We start from the raw sequence: 17,579 nt of genomic DNA on the forward strand, positions 1-17,579 counted from the left end.
TCTGCGATAGTGGCGGCAGGTAATACTCTCCGCTTGCATCCATGTCATTCGCTTCGGCGCAGCATCTCGGCGAAGTCCTTCAGCAGTCCTATGGCATCACCGCCAATGCCGTGGTGCCACGCCCGGTTGGCGCCGATGCCAACGCCAGTGTGTATCGCATCGATGCACGGCGCGGGCAATGGTGGTTGAAGTGCCGCAGTTACCAAGTTGCCCCTGCCGTCTGGGACACCCTGCATTGGCTGCGCGGCACGCTGGGCATCGAGGAAATCGTCGCGCCCTGGCCGGCCCTGACCGGTGGAGCGTCAGTGCAGCGCTGGGGCCTGCAGTTCACCCTGTTCCCGTATGTGGAAGGCCAGTCCGGCTTCGAGGCGGCGTTGAGCCGCACGCAGTGGCAACGCTTGGGCGAGGTGGTGCGGCACCTGCACGAGGCGTGCCCGCCACCGGCGCTGCAGGAGGCGCTGCCGAGCCTGCGGATGGAAACCGCGGCGCTTGATACGGTCGGGCAATGGCTGGCCGGCGAGGGCCTGGCGGCCGCCAGGGATGGGCTGGGCCGCGCCTTCGTATCCGTCTGGGACCAGCAGCATGCGCGCATCGCGGCGCTGCATGCGCAGGCACTGCAGCTGCACGCGGCGTTGCAGGATGTCCCGGTGCGGCTGCACCTGTGCCACACCGACCTGCATGCCGGCAATCTGCTGATGGGCAATGACGGCAGCCTGCACCTGATCGATTGGGATGGCCTGTCGCTGGCCCCGCGCGAGCGCGACCTGATGTTCATCGGTGGCGCGGTCGGTGGGCGCTGGGGGCGCGAGAACCCGTTGGGATTCGAGGAAGGCTATGGCAGTGACCGCGGCGATCCACGCTGGATCGCCTGGTACCGGCACTGGCGCATCCTGCAGGACCTGATCGAGTTCCAGCAGGTCCTGCTGGGCAGCGATGGAGAGGATCGTTCGCCGCAGCTGCGCCGGCAGTCGCTGCACTATCTGAGCGAGCAGTTCGCACCGGGCAATGTATTCGACGCGGCAGAGCGGGTGTATCGCGCGCTGTAGATCCACGCCATGCGTGGATGGCATTTCCACGATGAATCCTCATGCTGCGCGATGAGTCGAGCATGGCTCGGCTCTACAGGGGGCCGCGGTGTCTGCGCGGGGTGTGGATCTACTCTGCGGGCTTGGCCGCTGCAGAGGCCGCCGCGCTTGCAGCGCGGCGTGACAGCACGGCTTCACGGTGGGCGATGTAGGCGTTGGCGGCGAGGATGATGCCGGCACCGATGATCGTCCAGCGGTCCACCGTTTCGTTGAACAGCAGCCAGCCGAACAGCGTTACCAGTGGCAGCTGCAGGAAGCTGATCGGGGTCAGGGCGGAGACTTCGCCCAGCCGTAGCGCGCGGGTCCACAACAGTTGGCCGACGGTGCCAAGCACGCCGGTGGCCAGCAGCCACAGCCAGGCCGACCCGGTCGGCCAGACCCAGACGAACAGCGCCGGCACCAGCGACAGCGGCACCCAGAACACGTAGGTATAGAGCACCACGGTATCGGCACTGTCGACGCGGGTCAGCTGCTTGATCTGGATCGCCACCAGCGAGCTGAGTACCGCCGCACCCACCGCGACCAGGCTGCCGGCGGTGAAGCCGGCGGTGCCGGGACGCACGATCACCAGCACGCCGATGAAGCCGACCACGACCGCGGCCCAGCGGCGCACGCGCACGGTTTCACCCAGCCACAGCACGGCGGCAATCGTGACGAACAGCGGCGTGGAGTACGACAGCGACACCGCCTGCGCCAACGGCAGGTGGCCCAGTGCCCAGAACGCGCACAGCATCGAGCCCAGGCCAATCGCACTACGCACGAAATAGCGCGGCAGCTGCTGCGTCTTCAGCGGCGCACGGCCCGGCCGCAGCAGCATCGGCAGCAACGCCAGCAGGCCGAAGGCATTGCGGAAGAACGCCACTTCCTGGGTCGGAACGTAGCGTGTGGCATAGCGGATCGCTACCGCCATCAGGCCGAACGCCATCGTGCTGCCGAGCATCAGCAGCGCCGCCCGCATCGGGGTGGCGCTGGGGGAAAGGGTGGGGCTGTTCACCACTGTGCGCCGAGCAGGCGGGGCTCCGGTTCGATCGGCACGCCGAACTTCTCCAGCACCGAGGCCGAGATGCGGCGCGCCAGCGCCAGCAGTTCAGCGCCGCTGGCATTGCCGTGGTTGACCAGCACCAGCGCGTGGCTGGGAGCCACGCCGGCATCGCCGTCGCGGAAGCCCTTCCAGCCGCAGGATTCGATCATCCAGGCCGCCGAGACCTTGCGCTTGTCGTCCTGCTCGGCCGGGAACACCGGCAGGTCGGGGAAATGCTGCAGCAGCACGTCGACCTGCTCCAGCGGCAGCACCGGGTTCTTGAAGAAGCTGCCGGCATTGCCGAGTACCTCCGGGTCGGGCAGCTTGCGGCGGCGGATCGCGATCACCGCATTGGCCACGTCCACCGCGCCCGGCAGCTCCACGCCCTGCGCCTGCAGCTCTTCGCGGATGCCGGCGTAGTCCATGCGCAGATCGTGCAGCAGTGGCAGTTTCAGTTCGATGGCGGTGATCAGGTAGCGATCGGGCTGTTGCTTGAACACGCTGTCGCGGTAGGCGAAACCACACTGTTCGTTATCCAGGCGCACCCAGGCCTGCTCCTGGCAGTCCCAGGCTTCGACCGCCTGGATGAACTCGCCGACCTGCGCGCCATAGGCGCCGATGTTCTGGATCGGTGCGGCACCGGCGGTGCCGGGAATCAGCGCCAGGTTTTCCAGGCCCGACAGGCCTTCCTGCAGCGACCACATCACCAGGCCATGCCAGGGCACGCCGGCGCCGGCGCGGATCACGGCATGGTCGGCGCGGTGTTCAAGGAAACTGATGTCGCGGTTGCCGAACACCAGCACGGTACCGGGCAGGTCCTCGGCGATCAGGACGTTGCTGCCGGCACCCAGCACCAGCAGTGGGCCGTTGGCCACCTCGGGCAGTGCCAGCACCTCCGGCAGCAGCGCGGCATCGTGCAGTTCCAGCAGCTGTTCCGCATTGGCCTGCACGTGGAAGGTGTTCAGTCCCTGCAGCGGCGCATTTTGGGTGAGCGTCCAGCGCAGCGGGGCGTTGCCGTCGATGGTGTCCATGGGCGCGCTCACAGTGGGGCCACCGCGCCGCGGCTGGGCGCTTCGCGGCGGCGACGGATCGCCTCCACGCATTCGGAAACCAGCGCCGGTCCACGGAAGATCAGGCCGCTGTAGCACTGCACCAGCGCGGCACCGGCCGCCATCTTGGCCACGGCATCGGCACCGGACAGGATGCCGCCGACGCCGACCAAGGGCACCGACTCGGGCAGGCGCGAGCGCAGGCGGCGCAGCACCAGCGTGGACTGCTCCAGCACCGGCGCACCGGACAGGCCACCGGCCTCGTTGGCCAGCGGATCGCCGGCCACCTTGCTGTGGTCGATGGTGGTGTTGGTGGCGATCACGCCGTCCACCTGCAGCTCGCCCAGCACGCGGGCGGCGGCATCGATGTCGCGCTCGCTGAGGTCCGGCGCCACCTTCACCAGCATCGGTACGCGGCGGCCGTGGCGGGCCGCGAGCTCTTCCTGGCGGTCACGCAGCTGGCTGACCAGCTGGCGCAGCGCGGTTTCTTCCTGCAGTTCACGCAGGCCGGCGGTGTTGGGCGAGGAAATGTTGACAGTGATGTAGTCGGCCAGCGCGTACACCTTGTCCAGGCAGGCGATGTAATCGTCCACGGCCTGTTCGTTGGGGGTGTCCTTGTTCTTGCCGATGTTGATGCCGAGCAGGCCGCGGCGGTTGCGCGCGCGCTCGACGTTGCGCACCAGTGCGTCCACGCCTGCATTGTTGAAGCCCATGCGGTTGATGATCGCGTTGTGTTCCGGCAGGCGGAACAGGCGCGGCTGCGGATTGCCGGCCTGCGGGCGCGGGGTGATCGTGCCGATTTCGACGAAGCCGAAGCCGAGCGCGAACAATGCATCGATGTGCTCCCCGTTCTTGTCCAGGCCGGCGGCCAGGCCGACCGGGTTGGGGAACGTCAGCCCGAACACCGTGCTGGGCATCGGCGCGATGCGTGCGGCCAGCAGCGGCGTGGTGCCGGTGCGATAGGCCAGGTCCAGTGCGGACAGGCCGAGGCCGTGGGCGCGCTCGGCGTCGAGCGAGAACAGGAAGGGGCGGGCAAGCGAATACATGCGTCGGTTCAGTCCAGCGTGCCGAGGAAGGCTCGGGTTCGATATTCAAAAGCAACCTGGCCGTCGACCGCGTGGGCGGCGAACAGGTGCTGCAGAGCGTCGATCATCGGTGCGTGGCGCGGATGACCGGGTTGAGGGGCGTAGGAGGAGGACAGCAGGCGCCCGCGCAGGGCGTCGAAGTCCAGGTGCTGCACGTTCGGCAGCTCCACCCTGCCGCGCAGGCCAGCGCCGAACCAGGCCTGCATGGTGGCGTCGTCCTGGTAGCGCTCGGCCACGGCGGTGTAGTCGGTGCCGTAGTCCAGCAGCAGCTGTTCGTATCCGATCAGGAACGGGCTCGCATCGAGCAGGCGAGAATTCCAGTAGATGAGGGCCTGGCCGCCGGGGCGCAGGATGCGCTGCCACTCGGCGCGTACCGCCACGGTGTCGAACCAATGGAAGGCCTGCGCGACGCTGACCAGATCGATGCTGGCATCGTCCAGTGCGGTGGCCTCGGCGCGGCCGTCCACCGCACGGAACTGCGGGTACTGCGGTGCCAGCCATTCTTCCGCCGCGCCCCGCATGGCCGCATTGGGCTCAACCGCGACAACAGGATGGCCGCTGGCCAGGAACAGGCGGCTGGAAATGCCGGTACCGGCGCCGATGTCAGCCACACGCGCCTGCTGGCTGACACCCATCGGGCCATGCAGCCACTCCAGCAGCGCGGGTGGGTAGTCGGGCCGGTAGCGGACGTAGTCGGCGACGCGGCTGCTGAAACGTTCAGTGCTGTCGGAGGCGGTCATGGCGTCAGTTCGACACCGCCGCCAGCCACGCCAGGCCGCCGAAGAACAGGATGAAGACCACGATGGCGGCAAGTGCCGCGCCGACCATGACCCAGCCCAGCACCAGGCCGGTGACGGCCAGGCCATCGCCTTCCAGTTCGTGCGGGCGGCGGCGGATTTCGGCGCGGGCCATGTGGCCGGTGATGATGGCGACGATGCTGGCCACGAAGGGCAGGACGGTCCAGCTGGCGATGCCCATGACCAGGCTGACCACGGCCAGGGCGCTTGTCTGTCGGGGTGCCACGCTCATCGGGGTCCTCCTTGGCAGTGTGCACATGATAGTGCCTCTGCCCCGGCAATCCCATGCCCGGCGGATGCGATGGCAGGCGTCGACCCTGGCCGGCGAAAGGGATTTCAGCCCTGGTAGGCGTCGACCTTGGTCGACGAAAGGGATTTCGGCCTTGGCAGGCGTCGAGCTTGGTCGACGAAGGGATTTCGGCCCTGGTAGGCGTCGACCTTGGTCGACGAAAGGCATGCCAACCAGGGTTGGCGGCTACCGAAGTGCCGGTATCAGCCCATCAACACCTGGCCGCCATCCACATTGAGCACGCTACCGGTGACCCAGCGCGCCAGCGGCGAGCACAGGAACAGCGCGGCGTCGGCGATCTCGCGCGGGTGGCCGAAGCGGCCGAACGGAATCTTCGCCAGGGTGCCGTGGTACAGCGCGGGGTCCTCGACGCGGCGACGGTCCCAGAGGCCGTCATCGAACTCGATCGAGCCCGGGGCGATGGCATTGACCCGGATCCGGTCCTTGGCCAGCGCCAGCGCCTGTGACGTGGTGTAGTGCGAAAGCGCGGCTTTGGCCGCGGCGTACGGCGCGCCACCGGGGCGCGGCTGCTGCGCGGCAATCGACGACAGATTGAGGATGCAGGCGTCGCTGGAGGCACGCAGCCATGGCAATGCCAGGCGCGAGGCACGCACGGCCGCCATCAGGTCGATCTGCAGGCTGGCGGCCCAGCCGTCCTCGTCGTCGGCCATGCCGTAGCCGGTGGCATTGTTGACCAACACATCGATGCCACCGAGGGCGTCGGCGGCGGCCTGCAGCCAGGCCTGGATCTGGCCGGGATCGGCCAGATCGGTGGAAAACGCGTGCAGTTCGAAGCCCTGCGCCCGTGCATCGGCACGCAGGGCATCCAGGCCGGCCTGGCCGCGGGCGCAGACCGAGACCTGTGCGCCGGCGCCGGCAAACGCCAGCGCCATTTCACGGCCAATGCCCTTGCTGCCGCCGGCGATGAGCACGCGGCGGCCGCTGAAATCGAGGGTCGGAGCCCCTGCGGGGATCCGACCCCTCGCTGGGGCCAGGTCCCCGGAGGGGCTCTGGCCCACGGACGTGTCCGCGTCGTTTGCCATCACAGGTCGAACTTGATGCCCTGGGCCAGCGGCAGCGAATCCGAATAGTTGATGGTGTTGGTCTGGCGGCGCATGTAGACCTTCCACGCATCCGAACCGGACTCGCGGCCACCGCCGGTGTCCTTCTCGCCACCGAAGGCGCCGCCGATCTCCGCACCGGACGTGCCGATGTTGATGTTGGCGATGCCGCAGTCGCTGCCGGCGGCCGACAGGAACTTCTCGGCAGTCTTCAGGTTCTGGGTGAAGATCGAGGACGACAGGCCCTGCGGCACGCCGTTCTGCATGTCGATGGCTTCATCGAGGGTGTCGTACGGCATCACGTACAGGATCGGCGCGAAGGTCTCGTGCTGGACCACGGCGTCGCTGTTCTTCAGGCCGGAGACGATGGCCGGCAACACGAAGTTGCCCGGGCGGTCGATGCGGCTGCCACCGGTCTCGATGGTGCCGCCGGCCGCCTTGGCCTGGGCGATCGCATCGAGGAACTGCTGCACGGCGCCTTCGCTGTTCAGCGGGCCCATCAGGTTGGCCGCATCGGTCGGGTCGCCGATCTTGCCTTCCACCTGCTTGTAGGCCTTGACCAGGGTGGCCAGCACGTCGGCGTAGATCGAGCGGTGCACGATCAGGCGGCGGGTGGTGGTGCAGCGCTGGCCGGCGGTGCCGACAGCGCCGAACACGATGCCCGGCACGGCCAGCTTCAGGTCGGCGGTTTCGTCCAGGATGATGGCGTTGTTGCCGCCGAGTTCCAGCAGGCAGCGGCCGAGGCGGCGCGCGACCTTCTCGTTGACGGTGCGGCCGACCTGGGTCGAGCCGGTGAAGCTGATCAGCGGCACGCGTCGGTCATCGACCATCTTTTCCGACAGCGCGGTGCCGGCATCGTTGATCAGGAAGAAGATGTCCGGGAAGCCGGCTTCGCGCAGGGCGTCGTTGCAGATCTTCAGCGAGGCGATGGCGGTCAGCGGCGTCTTGTTGGACGGCTTCCAGATGCACACGTCGCCACAGATGGCGGCCAGGAACGAGTTCCAGCTCCACACCGCGACCGGGAAGTTGAAGGCCGAGATGATGCCGACCAGGCCCAGCGGGTGGTACTGCTCGTACATGCGGTGGCCGGGGCGCTCGGAATGCATGGTGTAGCCGTACAGCATGCGGCTCTGGCCCACGGCGAAATCGGCGATGTCGATCATCTCCTGCACTTCGCCATCGCCTTCCGGCTTGCTCTTGCCCATTTCCAGCGCAACCAGCGAACCCAGGGCGTCCTTGTGCCTGCGCAGTGCTTCACCGCACAGGCGCACGGCTTCACCGCGGCGCGGGGCCGGCGTGGTGCGCCAGACCTTGAAGGCTTCCTGGGCGCGGGCCACGACGGTCTCGTACTCGGCCTCGGTGGTCGCGCGGACCTGCGCGATCGGCTCGCCGGTGGTCGGATTGACCGGGGTGATCAGCTCACCGCTGGTCGCGCTCGACCACTCCCCGTTGCCCAGGTACGTGCCAGCGTTGATCGCGTCCAGGCCAAGGGACTTGAGCAGCTCGGAAGACATGCAGACTCCTGTATTTCGTTACGTTGTTTGGTGCCATCGCGGGCAGGTGGGGGACGCGATGAACTGAATCGCCGATGGTAGCAGAGCGCCCCGGCCGGCCATGGTGCAACGCGCCAGTCAGGCCTGGCCGAACATGAATGCTTGGAGGGCAGGGCACGTTGCCTGTAAACTTCCCGGCTGCATGGCCCCGTAGCTCAGCTGGATAGAGCGTCCCCCTCCTAAGGGGAAGGTCGCCCGTTCGAATCGGGCCGGGGTCACCAGAATCAATAACTTAGGCAAGCTAAGTGGGCTGGATTTCCCACTGTTTCCCGCATATCCACAGGATTTGGTCCCAGTGGTCCCAGCGGTCCCGCCTAGTACCTGAGCTTTGCCACGGCGCCATCGTCGCCCTCGGGCGTCAGGTGGGCATAGAACTTCTCGGTCGTGGCGTAATCAGCGTGCCCGGCCAGAATCTGCACCCTTCGCAACGGAACTCCGGCCATCACCATGTGCGCGCAGAAGGTGTGCCGTAGCCGGTGGAGGCTGCCGCCGATCCCCGCCCGCTTAGCATCGGATGCGAACCAGTCAGACACGGTGTCCTTGTGCACGGCCACCAGCGGATCGGGAAGGTGGCGCAGCGCCCAGCGCGCATACCGGTTGAGTGGCACCTCGCGCCATTTGCCCGACTTCGTGCGCCCCTGGCCATCTTCGTCTGGCTCGCTCTCGACCCTGAGCCTGCTCCCTGCCACCGAATCTTTGCCCAGTCCAACCAGCTCACCGCGGCGCAGACCCGTGTGGGCCATGAACAACCACAGGGGTGCCCGAGCAGGGTTCGCCCGGTACAGCTTGCGCATCGCGGCCCGGTCGTAGAACCGCACCGCCACGCTCCGAACGCCTCGCGGTGCCCGGGTTTCCTCCAGCGGGTTGAAGTCCAGTTCTTTCCACTGCACGCCACGCCTGAACGCGGCCTGCAGCCTGCGCACTTCCTTCCCAACAGTCTCCGGTGACACCTTGTCCTTGGTCAGGCGGTCCGTCTTATAGGACTCCATTTCCATCGGGCGCAGCGTATCGATGGGGCGGTGGCCGAAGCGGGCCATGAACAGCCGAACCTCGCTTTTGGCCTTGCCGTGCGTGGTGGGATGCTCGGCCTTGTACCACTCCAGGTAGGGCTCTAGGAAGTCGCGGACCGTGGGCAGCCGGGGAAGGATTCGCACTCCATGGGTCAGTTCCGCTTCTTTCGCTGCTCGTACGCCCTCAGCTTCGCGTGGGCTGACGCGACCAATGGCGACACGGCTTCGCTTGCCGCCTTCCCGCCAGTTGAGGTACGCGGCGCCATCGCGCCAGAAGATTGTGACCTTGACCATTGCTTGGAGCCGTAGATTGCAGAGTAGAGGGCAGCCTTCTCGTAGAGCTTCCTGCCCATGAAATTTCGTGGTTCGATGCCGTAGTCGGCGATGTTCGAATCGAACTGGCTTCGTGACACCCCGCAGTAGTGCGCGGCCTCGTCCACGGTCAGCCAGTCCTTTCCGACGATGTCCAGCTTTTCAGCAGCTCCCATCGGGTCCTCCTTCAGCTCGCCGCCAGCGCCGCGCGCTGGGCTTTTGGTTTGCGCTCGGCTAGGCCGAGCTGGAACTGCAGAACGTTGTCGCTCGCCTCAGGCACCGCTGCGGGCCGGGCGCTGCGCGCGGGCCGGTTAAGCCGGCGCCACGCCGCGATAGCCTTGTCGGGGTCGGCATGCTTGCTGGTCGACCTGCAGGCGCATTCCACGAGGTGGCCACCGCCGGCGGACGCACAGCGCTTGTCGTGGATATGGCGCGCGCGGTGGCCGGCGGCGCAGTTCGGCAACCCTTCCCGGTGGCTGATATGTTCCTGGGTCATGGCTTCTTGCACTCCTCGATGTGGGGGACCAGCTTTTCCAGCAGGAAGGCGGCTTGCTCGGCGCGCCTGCGGCGTTCGTACGGATTGAGAGTTGGGCGGGCGTCCCTGAGCCATTCCAGCGGCTCGACCAGCCACTGCGGGTCGAACGGAAGCAGGGTTCGCGGGTCGACCTTCTCGACCAGCGGGGAACAATCGGGGCCGGCCCAGTCCTCGGGATCGCCGCACCTGGTGCACACGCCTGCCTTGAACGCGTGGTCGCGCTCCGGCTGGATGACACGCGGGGTTTCCCAGAGGGCTCGCACGACCCAGCCGCGCTTCGCGGCGTGATAGAAGTGCTCAGAGGTGGCAGTCACCCAGCACCCGGGCCCCACGTCGTTCTTGTTGCGGTACTCCCAGCGCACGGGCGGTTGCGAGTACAGCTCCTGCAGGAGGGTGTCGCTCCACTCGCGGACCTGATCGGCGGAGATTGGCGCGCCGGCAGCGCCCAGGCGGCGCATGGTGGTGACGACCGCTGCGACAGGCGACGATGCCTTGCTGGCCTCGACAACGGTGGCCGGGGAAACGGGCAGTGGTGCGGTCATGCTGCCACCGCCATGTCCGTCGGGACCCGGTCCAGGTTCGCCTCAGCGATCGCGAACATGGGTGGGGGGCTGACGCTGTTCCCGCACATGCGCACCTGGGCCGTGGTCTTGAGAACGGTGCCGTCGGCGGTGCGGTCGATGATGTAGGTCCGCGGGAAGCCCTGCGCGCGGAACAGCTCATGCGGCTTGAGCATGCGCAGGCCGATATCCACGATCACGTAGGGTGTGCCCTTGATGACCACGGTGACCAGCGCCAAGCGGTCCTTGGTGGTGACCGTGTCCACGGGGTCATGCAGCCCCACGGCGATGCCGCTGCCGTAATACTTCACCAAGAAGGCGGCGACGCGCAGGGCGCCTGCTTCCTGTTCGGGGCTCAGGGTGCATTCCACTTCCGCGAAGCGCGTAGCACCGGCGAGCACGGTCGGAAGAGGCACCCGCAGATCGTTCCCCACCACGTTCTGTGCCATCGCCGTCAGGTGTGCAGCGACCAGGCGCTGCTGGCTGCCGCTGGCAGTGATGGTGCTGACCGGGTCGCGAGCATCGTTGCCGGCGCCGTCATAGAACCCGCCGTTGGCCTGTTCCAGAAATGCGGTCGCTAACCCATGGTGGTTGCCTTGGGCAGCGATGGTCGCTATCGCCTCGCGCGCATCGTCACCCGCCATGTTGTTGCGCAGGGTGATCAGTGACGCAGCGGCCACGCCGAGGGCATGCGCGGCGCCGGCCGGCCGTGCGGCACCAGCACCAGAAGTGATCGTCGGCACCGGCTCGGTGGCGGCCGTGCCGATGCTGTTGCCCCGGAACTTCACCAGGTGCGGCGCGGCCACGGCATGCTTCACACCACCCGCGACAATCGTGCCCAGCGGCTGCTGCAGATCCAGCGCACGAGGGGCCTGGCCCTCGCGCTCGCCATAGCCGGTCTGGACAAGTGTCGGGGATACCACCGAGAAGTGCCCACCCTTCACCCCGGCGCAGACGGTGCGCAGCGGCTCATCAGCCGGCATCGTGCGCTGATTGCTGGCGTTGGCATGCTCGGTGAGGAACGGCGCCAGCTCGGGCGCCACCAGCATCAGCTCGCCGCGATTGGCGGCGGTGATGGTGCGCATGGGGTCGCGCACGCTATGCACGCGATCGCCGCCTTGGTGCGTTGCAGGGACGATGAAGGGATCGGCCGAGTTGATGACGTGCCGCATGACGCCCTTGGCGATGCGGCGCATGGTGGCGTCGGCCAGCGGCCGGTCCCGAGTAAAGATGGAAGGGCAGGGAATCGAGAAGTCCAGGCAGTCAGCAGCAGTCACGCGCGGCTTCTGTCCCGGAGCTGTGCCATGGGTCGGCTCAGGCCACACGATGGGCTGGCCATCGCGGCGGCCGAGCAGGAACAGACGTTCGCGGCTGGTGCCGGCGCCGTAATCGCTGGCCACCAGCTTCCGCCACTCCACCGCGTAGCCCAGTGCCCGCAGTGCTGCGACGAACTGCCGCCAGGTGCGGCCGCTGTAGCGTTTATGGGGGACGAGAGCCTGGCGCTCGACGGGCACCCGCTCGCCCTTGTCGGCGACTCGGTTGACCATGACCGGCTTGCCGCGCCGGAACAGCGGCTTTCCCGACTCCGGATGCACGGCCTGGACCAAGTCTAGGGTGATCACCCGGCCGGTCTTGGAGCATCGCTTTGCCACCAGCGGACCCCAGGTCAGGATCTGCCACACGTTCTCCATGGAGATGATGCGCGGCGCGGTGTTGGTTCCGTGCAGACGATCAGCACGCAGCAGCTGGCCAACCCACTTCAGCACTACCCACGACAATGCGCGGGTCTTGCGGCTGCGCGGCTGGCCGCCCTTGGCTTGGCTGAAGTGCGTGCAGTCCGGCGAGGCATGGAACCAACCGATGGGCCGGCCGGCCACGTCCACGCGTGGGTCTGCGTGCCAGATATCCTCGCGGTGGTGCTGGGTCAGCGGGTGGTTGGCGGCGTGCATGCCGATGGCCAGCTCGTCGTGGTTGTAGGCCAGGGCGGGATCGATGCCAAGGGCCTGCTTGAGCCCTTCCGATGCGCCGCCACCGCCGGCGAACAGATCCACGACGATCTCGCCGGGGCGCAGGCGGGAGCGCTGCGGCATGGGGAAGTTGAAAGCGCGCGAGCCGTCAGCCACGGGTGGGTTCCTTCGGGCATTGGTTGCAAGGGGCGGTGAATGGGGCACGCAGGGAGAACCTCGTGCCGCGGACGTGCTCAGCTGGTCGGATGACGACGTGACCGCAGTCCAGCAGGCACTGGAATCGGGCTGCCAGCACGCTGGTGCCGGGAGAGGTGATGAAGCGCGCGCTGGAGACGGCGCGCGTCGGTGCGGCGATGGGGAGCGGCCCAGCCGCCAGACTGGATGCTGTCGCCTTGCCGCATTCAGCTGTACAGTGCTGCAAGTACCCTACCGCGCTCGGCCCATGACTACCCGTGGCTTTCATCGAACCCTGCGCGGTTTCCACGATGGCTACCATTTCGTGCTGACCATCACCAGCAGCGTGGATGACGTTTTCTCGTACACAGCCGAAGTCGACGGCATCGCAGTCGAGTTGCGATCGGAGGGCGTGATCAGGAGCAAGGGCGACGCTATGCAGCTCGGCATGGCAGCGGTTGAGCGCCACGTGGCGGGTCTCGCCCCCAAGCGCTGACGGCGCGCCGGTAGAAGCCGTGGTGAGCAGCTGTTCAGCCATTGGGCTGGTCCTTCTGCTGGAAGTGATGCACGACTATGACTGCGCCGGACAGGCCGCTGCCGATCAAGGCTCGGCGGTTTGCCTCGCCATATGCGATCAGGCAGATAGGGCCTCCGCTGTTGCCACGTGCACGGGTGCCGTCTGGCCGGTGGAAATGAGGCCGGTTCGCCAGCATCAGGACGGCACTGGCGCGACGCCACACGTAACGCTGGAACATGGCCGTCTCGGTTCGAGCGAAGGCCAGCGCGATCCCGTTTCCGTGGTCCGCCATGCGCGCCAGCCACGCCTCGGTGTGACGCCCGAACGGCGGGTTGCACCACACCCGGCCATGCCACTCCGCAGTCAGGCCATCTTCCGGCAGTTCAATGTGTCGGATGGCGGTCGGCCACGGACGCGGCGATGGCGCAGCGCACGGGTCCAGGTCAAACGCGCCGAGTGCCGCGATGATCTCTGGAGGGGTCAGCCACGTGTGAGTGGCTGCCTCCGGTCGGGAAGCATATGGATGCGCGGGGATCATTTGCCCACCGCCTGGCTGTCGATCAGGGCCAGCAGTTTCTGAATTTTGCGACGGGCGTGGCCGCCATAACCGTGGTTGATGAACTCCACTGCCTCGTCGGCACACTTACGCATTTCACCCAAGTCCACTGCCTGCGCGGGCTGAGCGGCGTAGAGCTTGGTTCCAGCAGGCTGTGGGATGTGCCACTCAACCTCGCACCACGGCATGCCACTCGCGTACTTCCCGGAGTGGACCGTACCCACCGGCTCCCCCACCGGCTGGCGGGCGGCGAGGGCTGTCAGCAGCTCGTCCTGCACCGCAGTCAGTTCACGACGCAGTTCCACGCGCTGCGCATCGCTGTAGCGGTCGTCCATCAGGGATTCACGGAACTTTGCGCCCGCCGCGTCGTACCGCTGAATCAGTGCGCGCGCATCCCCCAGCCTCACCCCCCCACCAGGCTGCACGTCCGCCAGGGTCTTGTTGTCGTTGCTCATGCCTGCATGTCCTTGCTGTTGGTGGAGCGCGCGCTGTGCGCGGCGAGGTGTTCCCAGCGTTCGGCTTCGCCCAGGTAGTACTGGTGGGGTTCCTGCCGCACGGTGGCGGTGAACTGCACATCGCTCAGTGCGCGCTCGGCGGCGGCGCGGTTTGCCGCGGCCATGCGGGCTGGGTCGTGATCGAAGATGTCGAGCTGATTACGCACGCTGGACTCCTGGAAGGGATTGCCGGCTGGTGGAACCCGGCCGGCGCGGGTTCCCTGCGCTACAGGGGGAGAGCGCAGGGCAGGGGGTCAGTAGTCGGTGTCGGTGATCGGATGGCGATTGCGCTGTGCCTCGCGGCGGCGCCGGTCTGCGTCGCGCTGCCGATCGGCCTTGAACTCCGGCCATGACTGCCGGGCATCCTTGATGCCGCGCCAGGCGAAGTAGCCGATGCCGAACAGCACGGGCGGCAGGAAGGAGCCGGCGTCGGTGTAGATGGCGCGCGCCAGGAGGGCGAGCAGCAGGAACACGACGAAGGCGCAGTAGAAGGGCAGGGCCAGGTGGCGCATCAGCGATCCCCCTGAGCCGTCGCACGGACAGCGGTCCTTGAGTAATTCAGTTGTTGGCCTGCCTTAGCCTCGGCAGCCTGTTGCTTCACGCGAATTTGACAGTACGATTGCGTGCTGATCGTCTCCTGAGGAGCTTGGATGTACGTCGAGGTGTACCGCCGCTCAGGGTTATGGGCCCAACTGACTGGCACTGTTGGCTGGCGATGGCGCCTGCGCACATTCGACGGCGTGACGTTAATCGACGCACAAGAGACTTTCTCGGACCGGGGCAGTTGCCTTGCACTGGTGGCCCTGTTGATTTCAGGGCTCAATGCTCGTGTCGTGGACTCGCAGGTCAAGCGAGTCCTGCGCCGGAGTGGTGATAATTGGTTCGAGGGTGAAGAGTTCAACCCAGCCGTGCTTTGAACGGGAAGGGGAACGGTCATCTTGTTGGCGCTCATGCAGCACCGCCTTGTGCGCGCATCAGGCGCATGGCGGTGCTGAGCTGGTCGACCATTTCGCTGACGGCGCGCGCTGCGCTGTATCGGCCAGAGAGGAAGTCTTGGCGGGCGAGGTTGGCGGCGAAGTCTGCGTTGTGCTGGTGGTAGCCGAGGCGTCGGGCTGCGAGGCGCACGGCGTCGGCGACGCTGTTGGCGCGCAGGCTGGCGATGGGGAAGTGGAGGACGACGGCGCTCATGCGGCGGCGTCCTGGCTTTCGCCGCGCAGCTGATGTGCGGCGTGCTGGATCTCCACCGAGAGGTGGTCGGCCTCTTCCAGTTCAATGTAGAGGCTGGCAGCGCCCACCTTGATGGCGACCACTCCGATGGAGGGCATCGCGACGACGGTGGGCGGCGCCTTGCTGACGCCAAGAGAAAGGGTAGCCATTGCGTGGTCTCCTGCGCCCGGCCCCGAAATAGGGCCTCAACTGGCGGCAGGAGAAAATTACAGCATTCTGTATTTCGCAGTCAACAGGATTCTGTGATTTCTTTGGCCGTAGTGGCCGGCGCCCCAAAAAAAACCCCCGCAGTGCGGGGGTATCGGTGCTTCGGGTCCTGGACACTTAGAACGCTGGCTCAATCGTCACGTCGGTCTCGCCGGTGCGGATTCGGTAGGGGCGATTCTGCCCAGCGTCGACAAAAATCTCGGTGCTTCGCCTCTGAGCGGCGGCCTGCTTCTCGCTACCAATCCCGCAGAGTCCGCGACCCTTGACGAATGTTGCTGTCAGCAGGTGTCGGCCGGCCGACAAGTCAACGGAATAGCGTTCACCTGGATCGAGCTTGGCTGCGAGCTGGCCATCGACCATAAGGCCAAGGTAGCAACCGCTCCCCAGAAGCCCAACATCACGCGTGACACTGATGCGACCGAGTGGGGCCACCTGTTCGTTGATCCTCTCCACTCGCTCCCGTGGGACCTCGGTTATCTCACTCGCCACTGGTTGTTTGGTCGGCATCGCGCAACCTGCCAGCGCAATCGTCCCCAGCAGCACCATTAGATTCTTCTTCATCCGCATCCGTTCTCCGATAAGTTGGCAGCCCATGGTTAAAAACGCCGCAGCCCTGCATGGATCAGCGCCTTGCCGAGGATGGTTACGTCGCCAGGGTCAGGTCGGTAAGTCGGGAACTCCGTGTTGATACTCACGACATACATGCCATCGCCGCGCTTTTGCAGCATCTTGATCTGCGTCTCGCCGCCGATGTTGATCAGGTAGTAGTCGTCGCCGTCAAAGTAGTCGCATCCTGTGTCAATCCAGACAATGTCACCATCCTCCAGCTTCGGGCGCATGGACGGCCCTCGGCCCGTGATGATCTGAATGCGGCCAGCCCTGGGGAGGTAGCCCAGCTTGCGGCGGACTTCCCATTCCGCGATTTCGATCGTCTTGACCACTTCCGGAAAGTCTTGGTTGACTAGCCCTGGTCCCATCCCCGCCTCTCCTTCAAACAGGTCGAAGCGAACATAGCCAGGTGTCGTCTCAGTCTCCGCGACTTGTGAGATTGATTTGGGGTGCGGTCCCGCACCTGCGGTGCCTATGTTCCCAGGGTCGCCTTGACCAGTCTCGAGCCAGGACTGGGAAACTGCCAGTGCATCTGCGATGAGCCTCAGCTTGGTGCTCGTCCGCATGCCGCCGCGCTCCAGCTCCGACAGGGTGCTGTAGCCCACACCGGTCGCAGCGGCTAATTCATGGCGGCTCATGTTGGCCGCCTGGCGCGCTTTCTTGACGCGATCACCGATTGTCTCCATGCCCTCATGGTCACAGAATTCTGTGGCAGAATGCTGTTGATTCACGTAACAGAATCCTGTAGTTTTGCTATCCATGGACTGGAAATCTCACATCGAAGAGTTGTTGAGCGCTGGCGCGACGGTGAATGAGTTGGCCGCCGGGATGGGCGTAACTGCCAACGCCGTCCGCGAGATCAGGGCTGGCCGGACGCGCTCTCCGCGCGCTGACGCTGCTTTTCGCCTTGCCGCAATGAAGCCGCGGGCGATTGCAGTTTCTGCGGATTCCATGCGTGAGGAGATCGACAGCCGCATGAGCAAGCGCGCGCTGCGCGCCCGACTCGGCCTCGCAAGCGACAAGCACCTGGCGACCTTGCTGCAGCTCCCCGCAGCGCAGGTCGAGGGCTGGCCGGAGGAGAGCGTCTTGCCTGCTCTCCCGCAGATCCAGCGCCTGCTCGGCGGCGAGGCCAAGCCACCCGATCCCGTAGCACCCACCGATTTCGACCACGACCGCATTGTCCCGGTCGATGCGGCCTGACGTGCCGCGCGCTGTAGCAGTTCGTTCCACCACTCCCTCCTGAACTTCTCATACGGATATGTACGCAGATCCTTCGAACCTTCGTGACAACCCGATCAAGGTCCGGTTCAACGACACGGAAAAGGCATTGATCGATGCGGCGGCGAACTTCAACGGTCGCCAGCCTGCGGTTTTCGTGCGCGACCTGGTGCTGGCCGGCCTCGCCGCGTTGGAACAGCGTAGCCCCGACCGTGATGCGGCCTGAAGGACCCAACGAGTCCCCGGGGAGGGT

At 66.3% G+C, this 17,579-nt stretch carries 25 protein-coding genes and 1 tRNA gene; 5 read left to right on the plus strand and 21 right to left on the minus strand.

Going from position 1 to position 17,579, the window contains the following annotated elements:
• Positions 1–41: 41 nt before the first annotated feature.
• On the plus strand, positions 42–1,046 hold the full coding sequence (locus AC5P7A_RS17045; RefSeq protein WP_495220369.1) for a phosphotransferase: 1,005 nt from the start codon (positions 42–44) through the stop codon (positions 1,044–1,046).
• Positions 1,047–1,155: 109 nt separating this feature from the next.
• On the opposite strand, the gene AC5P7A_RS17050 is transcribed toward AC5P7A_RS17045, so the two are convergent.
• From AC5P7A_RS17050 to amaB, 7 genes are all read right to left on the minus strand, one after another.
• The gene (locus AC5P7A_RS17050; protein WP_053494447.1) at positions 1,156–2,043 is read right to left on the minus strand and encodes a DMT family transporter; all 888 of its coding nucleotides are present in this window, start codon (positions 2,041–2,043) and stop codon (positions 1,156–1,158) included.
• Between the two features lie 32 nt (positions 2,044–2,075).
• Complete coding sequence (gene murB / locus AC5P7A_RS17055) at positions 2,076–3,137, minus strand: UDP-N-acetylmuramate dehydrogenase (protein WP_069117045.1); 1,062 nt, start codon at positions 3,135–3,137, stop codon at positions 2,076–2,078.
• 8 nt (positions 3,138–3,145) lie between these two features.
• On the minus strand, positions 3,146–4,201 hold the full coding sequence (locus AC5P7A_RS17060; RefSeq protein ID WP_032962331.1) for a quinone-dependent dihydroorotate dehydrogenase: 1,056 nt from the start codon (positions 4,199–4,201) through the stop codon (positions 3,146–3,148).
• 8 nt (positions 4,202–4,209) lie between these two features.
• Positions 4,210–4,980: a class I SAM-dependent methyltransferase gene (locus AC5P7A_RS17065; RefSeq protein WP_014646920.1), complete on the minus strand. Its 771-nt coding sequence runs from the start codon at positions 4,978–4,980 to the stop codon at positions 4,210–4,212.
• Positions 4,981–4,984: 4 nt separating this feature from the next.
• A complete protein-coding gene (locus tag AC5P7A_RS17070) occupies positions 4,985–5,269 on the minus strand; it encodes a DUF4190 domain-containing protein (protein ID WP_014646921.1) in 285 nt (94 codons plus the stop codon).
• A gap of 260 nt (positions 5,270–5,529) precedes the next feature.
• Positions 5,530–6,369, minus strand: coding sequence for an SDR family NAD(P)-dependent oxidoreductase (locus AC5P7A_RS17075; protein ID WP_041863358.1), 840 nt, complete (start codon positions 6,367–6,369; stop codon positions 5,530–5,532).
• Positions 6,369–7,901, minus strand: a complete 1,533-nt coding sequence (amaB, locus tag AC5P7A_RS17080) for an L-piperidine-6-carboxylate dehydrogenase (protein ID WP_014646923.1) — start codon at positions 7,899–7,901, stop codon at positions 6,369–6,371. Before amaB ends, AC5P7A_RS17075 begins: the two co-directional genes overlap by 1 nt.
• Before the next feature lie 183 nt (positions 7,902–8,084).
• Between amaB and AC5P7A_RS17085 the strand changes: the two genes are divergently transcribed.
• Positions 8,085–8,161: transfer RNA gene (locus AC5P7A_RS17085), tRNA-Arg, on the plus strand.
• A gap of 93 nt (positions 8,162–8,254) precedes the next feature.
• On the opposite strand, the gene AC5P7A_RS17090 is transcribed toward AC5P7A_RS17085, so the two are convergent.
• From AC5P7A_RS17090 to AC5P7A_RS17135, 10 genes are all read right to left on the minus strand, one after another.
• Positions 8,255–9,094 carry a tyrosine-type recombinase/integrase gene (locus AC5P7A_RS17090; protein ID WP_240458967.1) on the minus strand — a complete coding sequence of 280 codons (840 nt, stop codon included), beginning with the start codon at positions 9,092–9,094 and terminating at the stop codon, positions 8,255–8,257.
• Between the two features lie 8 nt (positions 9,095–9,102).
• Positions 9,103–9,438 carry a hypothetical protein gene (locus AC5P7A_RS17095; RefSeq protein WP_312559396.1) on the minus strand — a complete coding sequence of 112 codons (336 nt, stop codon included), beginning with the start codon at positions 9,436–9,438 and terminating at the stop codon, positions 9,103–9,105.
• Between the two features lie 11 nt (positions 9,439–9,449).
• Positions 9,450–9,758 carry a hypothetical protein gene (locus tag AC5P7A_RS17100; RefSeq protein ID WP_495220370.1) on the minus strand — a complete coding sequence of 103 codons (309 nt, stop codon included), beginning with the start codon at positions 9,756–9,758 and terminating at the stop codon, positions 9,450–9,452.
• Positions 9,755–10,339 (minus strand): hypothetical protein, encoded by a 585-nt coding sequence (locus AC5P7A_RS17105; RefSeq protein ID WP_495220371.1) that lies wholly within the window; start codon positions 10,337–10,339, stop codon positions 9,755–9,757. The genes AC5P7A_RS17100 and AC5P7A_RS17105 overlap by 4 nt, the downstream gene beginning before the upstream one ends.
• Complete coding sequence (locus tag AC5P7A_RS17110; RefSeq protein ID WP_495220372.1) at positions 10,336–12,480, minus strand: DNA cytosine methyltransferase; 2,145 nt, start codon at positions 12,478–12,480, stop codon at positions 10,336–10,338. The genes AC5P7A_RS17105 and AC5P7A_RS17110 overlap by 4 nt, the downstream gene beginning before the upstream one ends.
• Positions 12,473–13,036 carry a hypothetical protein gene (locus AC5P7A_RS17115; protein WP_495220373.1) on the minus strand — a complete coding sequence of 188 codons (564 nt, stop codon included), beginning with the start codon at positions 13,034–13,036 and terminating at the stop codon, positions 12,473–12,475. The genes AC5P7A_RS17110 and AC5P7A_RS17115 overlap by 8 nt, the downstream gene beginning before the upstream one ends.
• Positions 13,029–13,553 (minus strand): methyltransferase domain-containing protein, encoded by a 525-nt coding sequence (locus AC5P7A_RS17120; RefSeq protein WP_495220374.1) that lies wholly within the window; start codon positions 13,551–13,553, stop codon positions 13,029–13,031. The genes AC5P7A_RS17115 and AC5P7A_RS17120 overlap by 8 nt, the downstream gene beginning before the upstream one ends.
• On the minus strand, positions 13,550–14,026 hold the full coding sequence (locus tag AC5P7A_RS17125; RefSeq protein WP_495220375.1) for a hypothetical protein: 477 nt from the start codon (positions 14,024–14,026) through the stop codon (positions 13,550–13,552). Before AC5P7A_RS17125 ends, AC5P7A_RS17120 begins: the two co-directional genes overlap by 4 nt.
• Positions 14,023–14,232, minus strand: coding sequence for a hypothetical protein (locus AC5P7A_RS17130; RefSeq protein WP_495220376.1), 210 nt, complete (start codon positions 14,230–14,232; stop codon positions 14,023–14,025). The genes AC5P7A_RS17125 and AC5P7A_RS17130 overlap by 4 nt, the downstream gene beginning before the upstream one ends.
• Before the next feature lie 87 nt (positions 14,233–14,319).
• Entirely contained in the window at positions 14,320–14,577 is a 258-nt protein-coding gene (locus AC5P7A_RS17135) for a hypothetical protein (RefSeq protein ID WP_495220377.1), read from the minus strand.
• Positions 14,578–14,715: 138 nt separating this feature from the next.
• Between AC5P7A_RS17135 and AC5P7A_RS17140 the strand changes: the two genes are divergently transcribed.
• Positions 14,716–14,982 carry a hypothetical protein gene (locus AC5P7A_RS17140; protein ID WP_197644094.1) on the plus strand — a complete coding sequence of 89 codons (267 nt, stop codon included), beginning with the start codon at positions 14,716–14,718 and terminating at the stop codon, positions 14,980–14,982.
• Between the two features lie 31 nt (positions 14,983–15,013).
• Here the strand turns inward: AC5P7A_RS17140 and AC5P7A_RS17145 are convergent, their stop codons facing one another.
• The 4 genes from AC5P7A_RS17145 to AC5P7A_RS17160 form a co-directional block, all read right to left on the minus strand.
• Positions 15,014–15,253, minus strand: a complete 240-nt coding sequence (locus AC5P7A_RS17145; RefSeq protein ID WP_495220378.1) for a hypothetical protein — start codon at positions 15,251–15,253, stop codon at positions 15,014–15,016.
• On the minus strand, positions 15,250–15,441 hold the full coding sequence (locus AC5P7A_RS17150; RefSeq protein WP_329767954.1) for a hypothetical protein: 192 nt from the start codon (positions 15,439–15,441) through the stop codon (positions 15,250–15,252). Before AC5P7A_RS17150 ends, AC5P7A_RS17145 begins: the two co-directional genes overlap by 4 nt.
• Before the next feature lie 175 nt (positions 15,442–15,616).
• A complete protein-coding gene (locus AC5P7A_RS17155; protein ID WP_495220379.1) occupies positions 15,617–16,060 on the minus strand; it encodes a hypothetical protein in 444 nt (147 codons plus the stop codon).
• 35 nt (positions 16,061–16,095) lie between these two features.
• Positions 16,096–16,839: an XRE family transcriptional regulator gene (locus AC5P7A_RS17160; RefSeq protein WP_495220380.1), complete on the minus strand. Its 744-nt coding sequence runs from the start codon at positions 16,837–16,839 to the stop codon at positions 16,096–16,098.
• Positions 16,840–16,867: 28 nt separating this feature from the next.
• Here AC5P7A_RS17160 and AC5P7A_RS17165 point away from each other — a divergent pair, with 28 nt between their 5' ends.
• Both AC5P7A_RS17165 and AC5P7A_RS17170 read left to right on the plus strand, forming a co-directional pair.
• Positions 16,868–17,308 (plus strand): hypothetical protein, encoded by a 441-nt coding sequence (locus AC5P7A_RS17165; protein WP_495220381.1) that lies wholly within the window; start codon positions 16,868–16,870, stop codon positions 17,306–17,308.
• Between the two features lie 58 nt (positions 17,309–17,366).
• Positions 17,367–17,552, plus strand: coding sequence for a hypothetical protein (locus AC5P7A_RS17170; protein WP_005418752.1), 186 nt, complete (start codon positions 17,367–17,369; stop codon positions 17,550–17,552).
• Positions 17,553–17,579 lie beyond the last annotated feature (27 nt).

The sequence above is a fragment of the Stenotrophomonas sp. YJH_SMC_65 genome (genome assembly GCF_059369475.1).

Excerpts from the sequence above, each read along its gene's own strand:
- AC5P7A_RS17045 (WP_495220369.1), top strand. The coding sequence starts at position 42 with ATGTCATTCGCTTCGGCGCAGCATCTCGGCGAAGTCCTTCAGCAGTCC.
- AC5P7A_RS17050 (WP_053494447.1), bottom strand. The coding sequence starts at position 2,043 with ATGCGGGCGGCGCTGCTGATGCTCGGCAGCACGATGGCGTTCGGCCTG.
- murB (WP_069117045.1), bottom strand. The coding sequence starts at position 3,137 with ATGGACACCATCGACGGCAACGCCCCGCTGCGCTGGACGCTCACCCAA.
- AC5P7A_RS17060 (WP_032962331.1), bottom strand. The coding sequence starts at position 4,201 with ATGTATTCGCTTGCCCGCCCCTTCCTGTTCTCGCTCGACGCCGAGCGC.
- AC5P7A_RS17065 (WP_014646920.1), bottom strand. The coding sequence starts at position 4,980 with ATGACCGCCTCCGACAGCACTGAACGTTTCAGCAGCCGCGTCGCCGAC.
- AC5P7A_RS17070 (WP_014646921.1), bottom strand. The coding sequence starts at position 5,269 with ATGAGCGTGGCACCCCGACAGACAAGCGCCCTGGCCGTGGTCAGCCTG.
- AC5P7A_RS17075 (WP_041863358.1), bottom strand. The coding sequence starts at position 6,369 with ATGGCAAACGACGCGGACACGTCCGTGGGCCAGAGCCCCTCCGGGGAC.
- amaB (WP_014646923.1), bottom strand. The coding sequence starts at position 7,901 with ATGTCTTCCGAGCTGCTCAAGTCCCTTGGCCTGGACGCGATCAACGCT.
- AC5P7A_RS17095 (WP_312559396.1), bottom strand. The coding sequence starts at position 9,438 with ATGGGAGCTGCTGAAAAGCTGGACATCGTCGGAAAGGACTGGCTGACC.
- AC5P7A_RS17100 (WP_495220370.1), bottom strand. The coding sequence starts at position 9,758 with ATGACCCAGGAACATATCAGCCACCGGGAAGGGTTGCCGAACTGCGCC.
- AC5P7A_RS17105 (WP_495220371.1), bottom strand. The coding sequence starts at position 10,339 with ATGACCGCACCACTGCCCGTTTCCCCGGCCACCGTTGTCGAGGCCAGC.
- AC5P7A_RS17115 (WP_495220373.1), bottom strand. The coding sequence starts at position 13,036 with ATGGCTGAACAGCTGCTCACCACGGCTTCTACCGGCGCGCCGTCAGCG.
- AC5P7A_RS17120 (WP_495220374.1), bottom strand. The coding sequence starts at position 13,553 with ATGATCCCCGCGCATCCATATGCTTCCCGACCGGAGGCAGCCACTCAC.
- AC5P7A_RS17125 (WP_495220375.1), bottom strand. The coding sequence starts at position 14,026 with ATGAGCAACGACAACAAGACCCTGGCGGACGTGCAGCCTGGTGGGGGG.
- AC5P7A_RS17135 (WP_495220377.1), bottom strand. The coding sequence starts at position 14,577 with ATGCGCCACCTGGCCCTGCCCTTCTACTGCGCCTTCGTCGTGTTCCTG.
- AC5P7A_RS17140 (WP_197644094.1), top strand. The coding sequence starts at position 14,716 with ATGTACGTCGAGGTGTACCGCCGCTCAGGGTTATGGGCCCAACTGACT.
- AC5P7A_RS17145 (WP_495220378.1), bottom strand. The coding sequence starts at position 15,253 with ATGAGCGCCGTCGTCCTCCACTTCCCCATCGCCAGCCTGCGCGCCAAC.
- AC5P7A_RS17150 (WP_329767954.1), bottom strand. The coding sequence starts at position 15,441 with ATGGCTACCCTTTCTCTTGGCGTCAGCAAGGCGCCGCCCACCGTCGTC.
- AC5P7A_RS17155 (WP_495220379.1), bottom strand. The coding sequence starts at position 16,060 with ATGAAGAAGAATCTAATGGTGCTGCTGGGGACGATTGCGCTGGCAGGT.
- AC5P7A_RS17165 (WP_495220381.1), top strand. The coding sequence starts at position 16,868 with ATGGACTGGAAATCTCACATCGAAGAGTTGTTGAGCGCTGGCGCGACG.
- AC5P7A_RS17170 (WP_005418752.1), top strand. The coding sequence starts at position 17,367 with ATGTACGCAGATCCTTCGAACCTTCGTGACAACCCGATCAAGGTCCGG.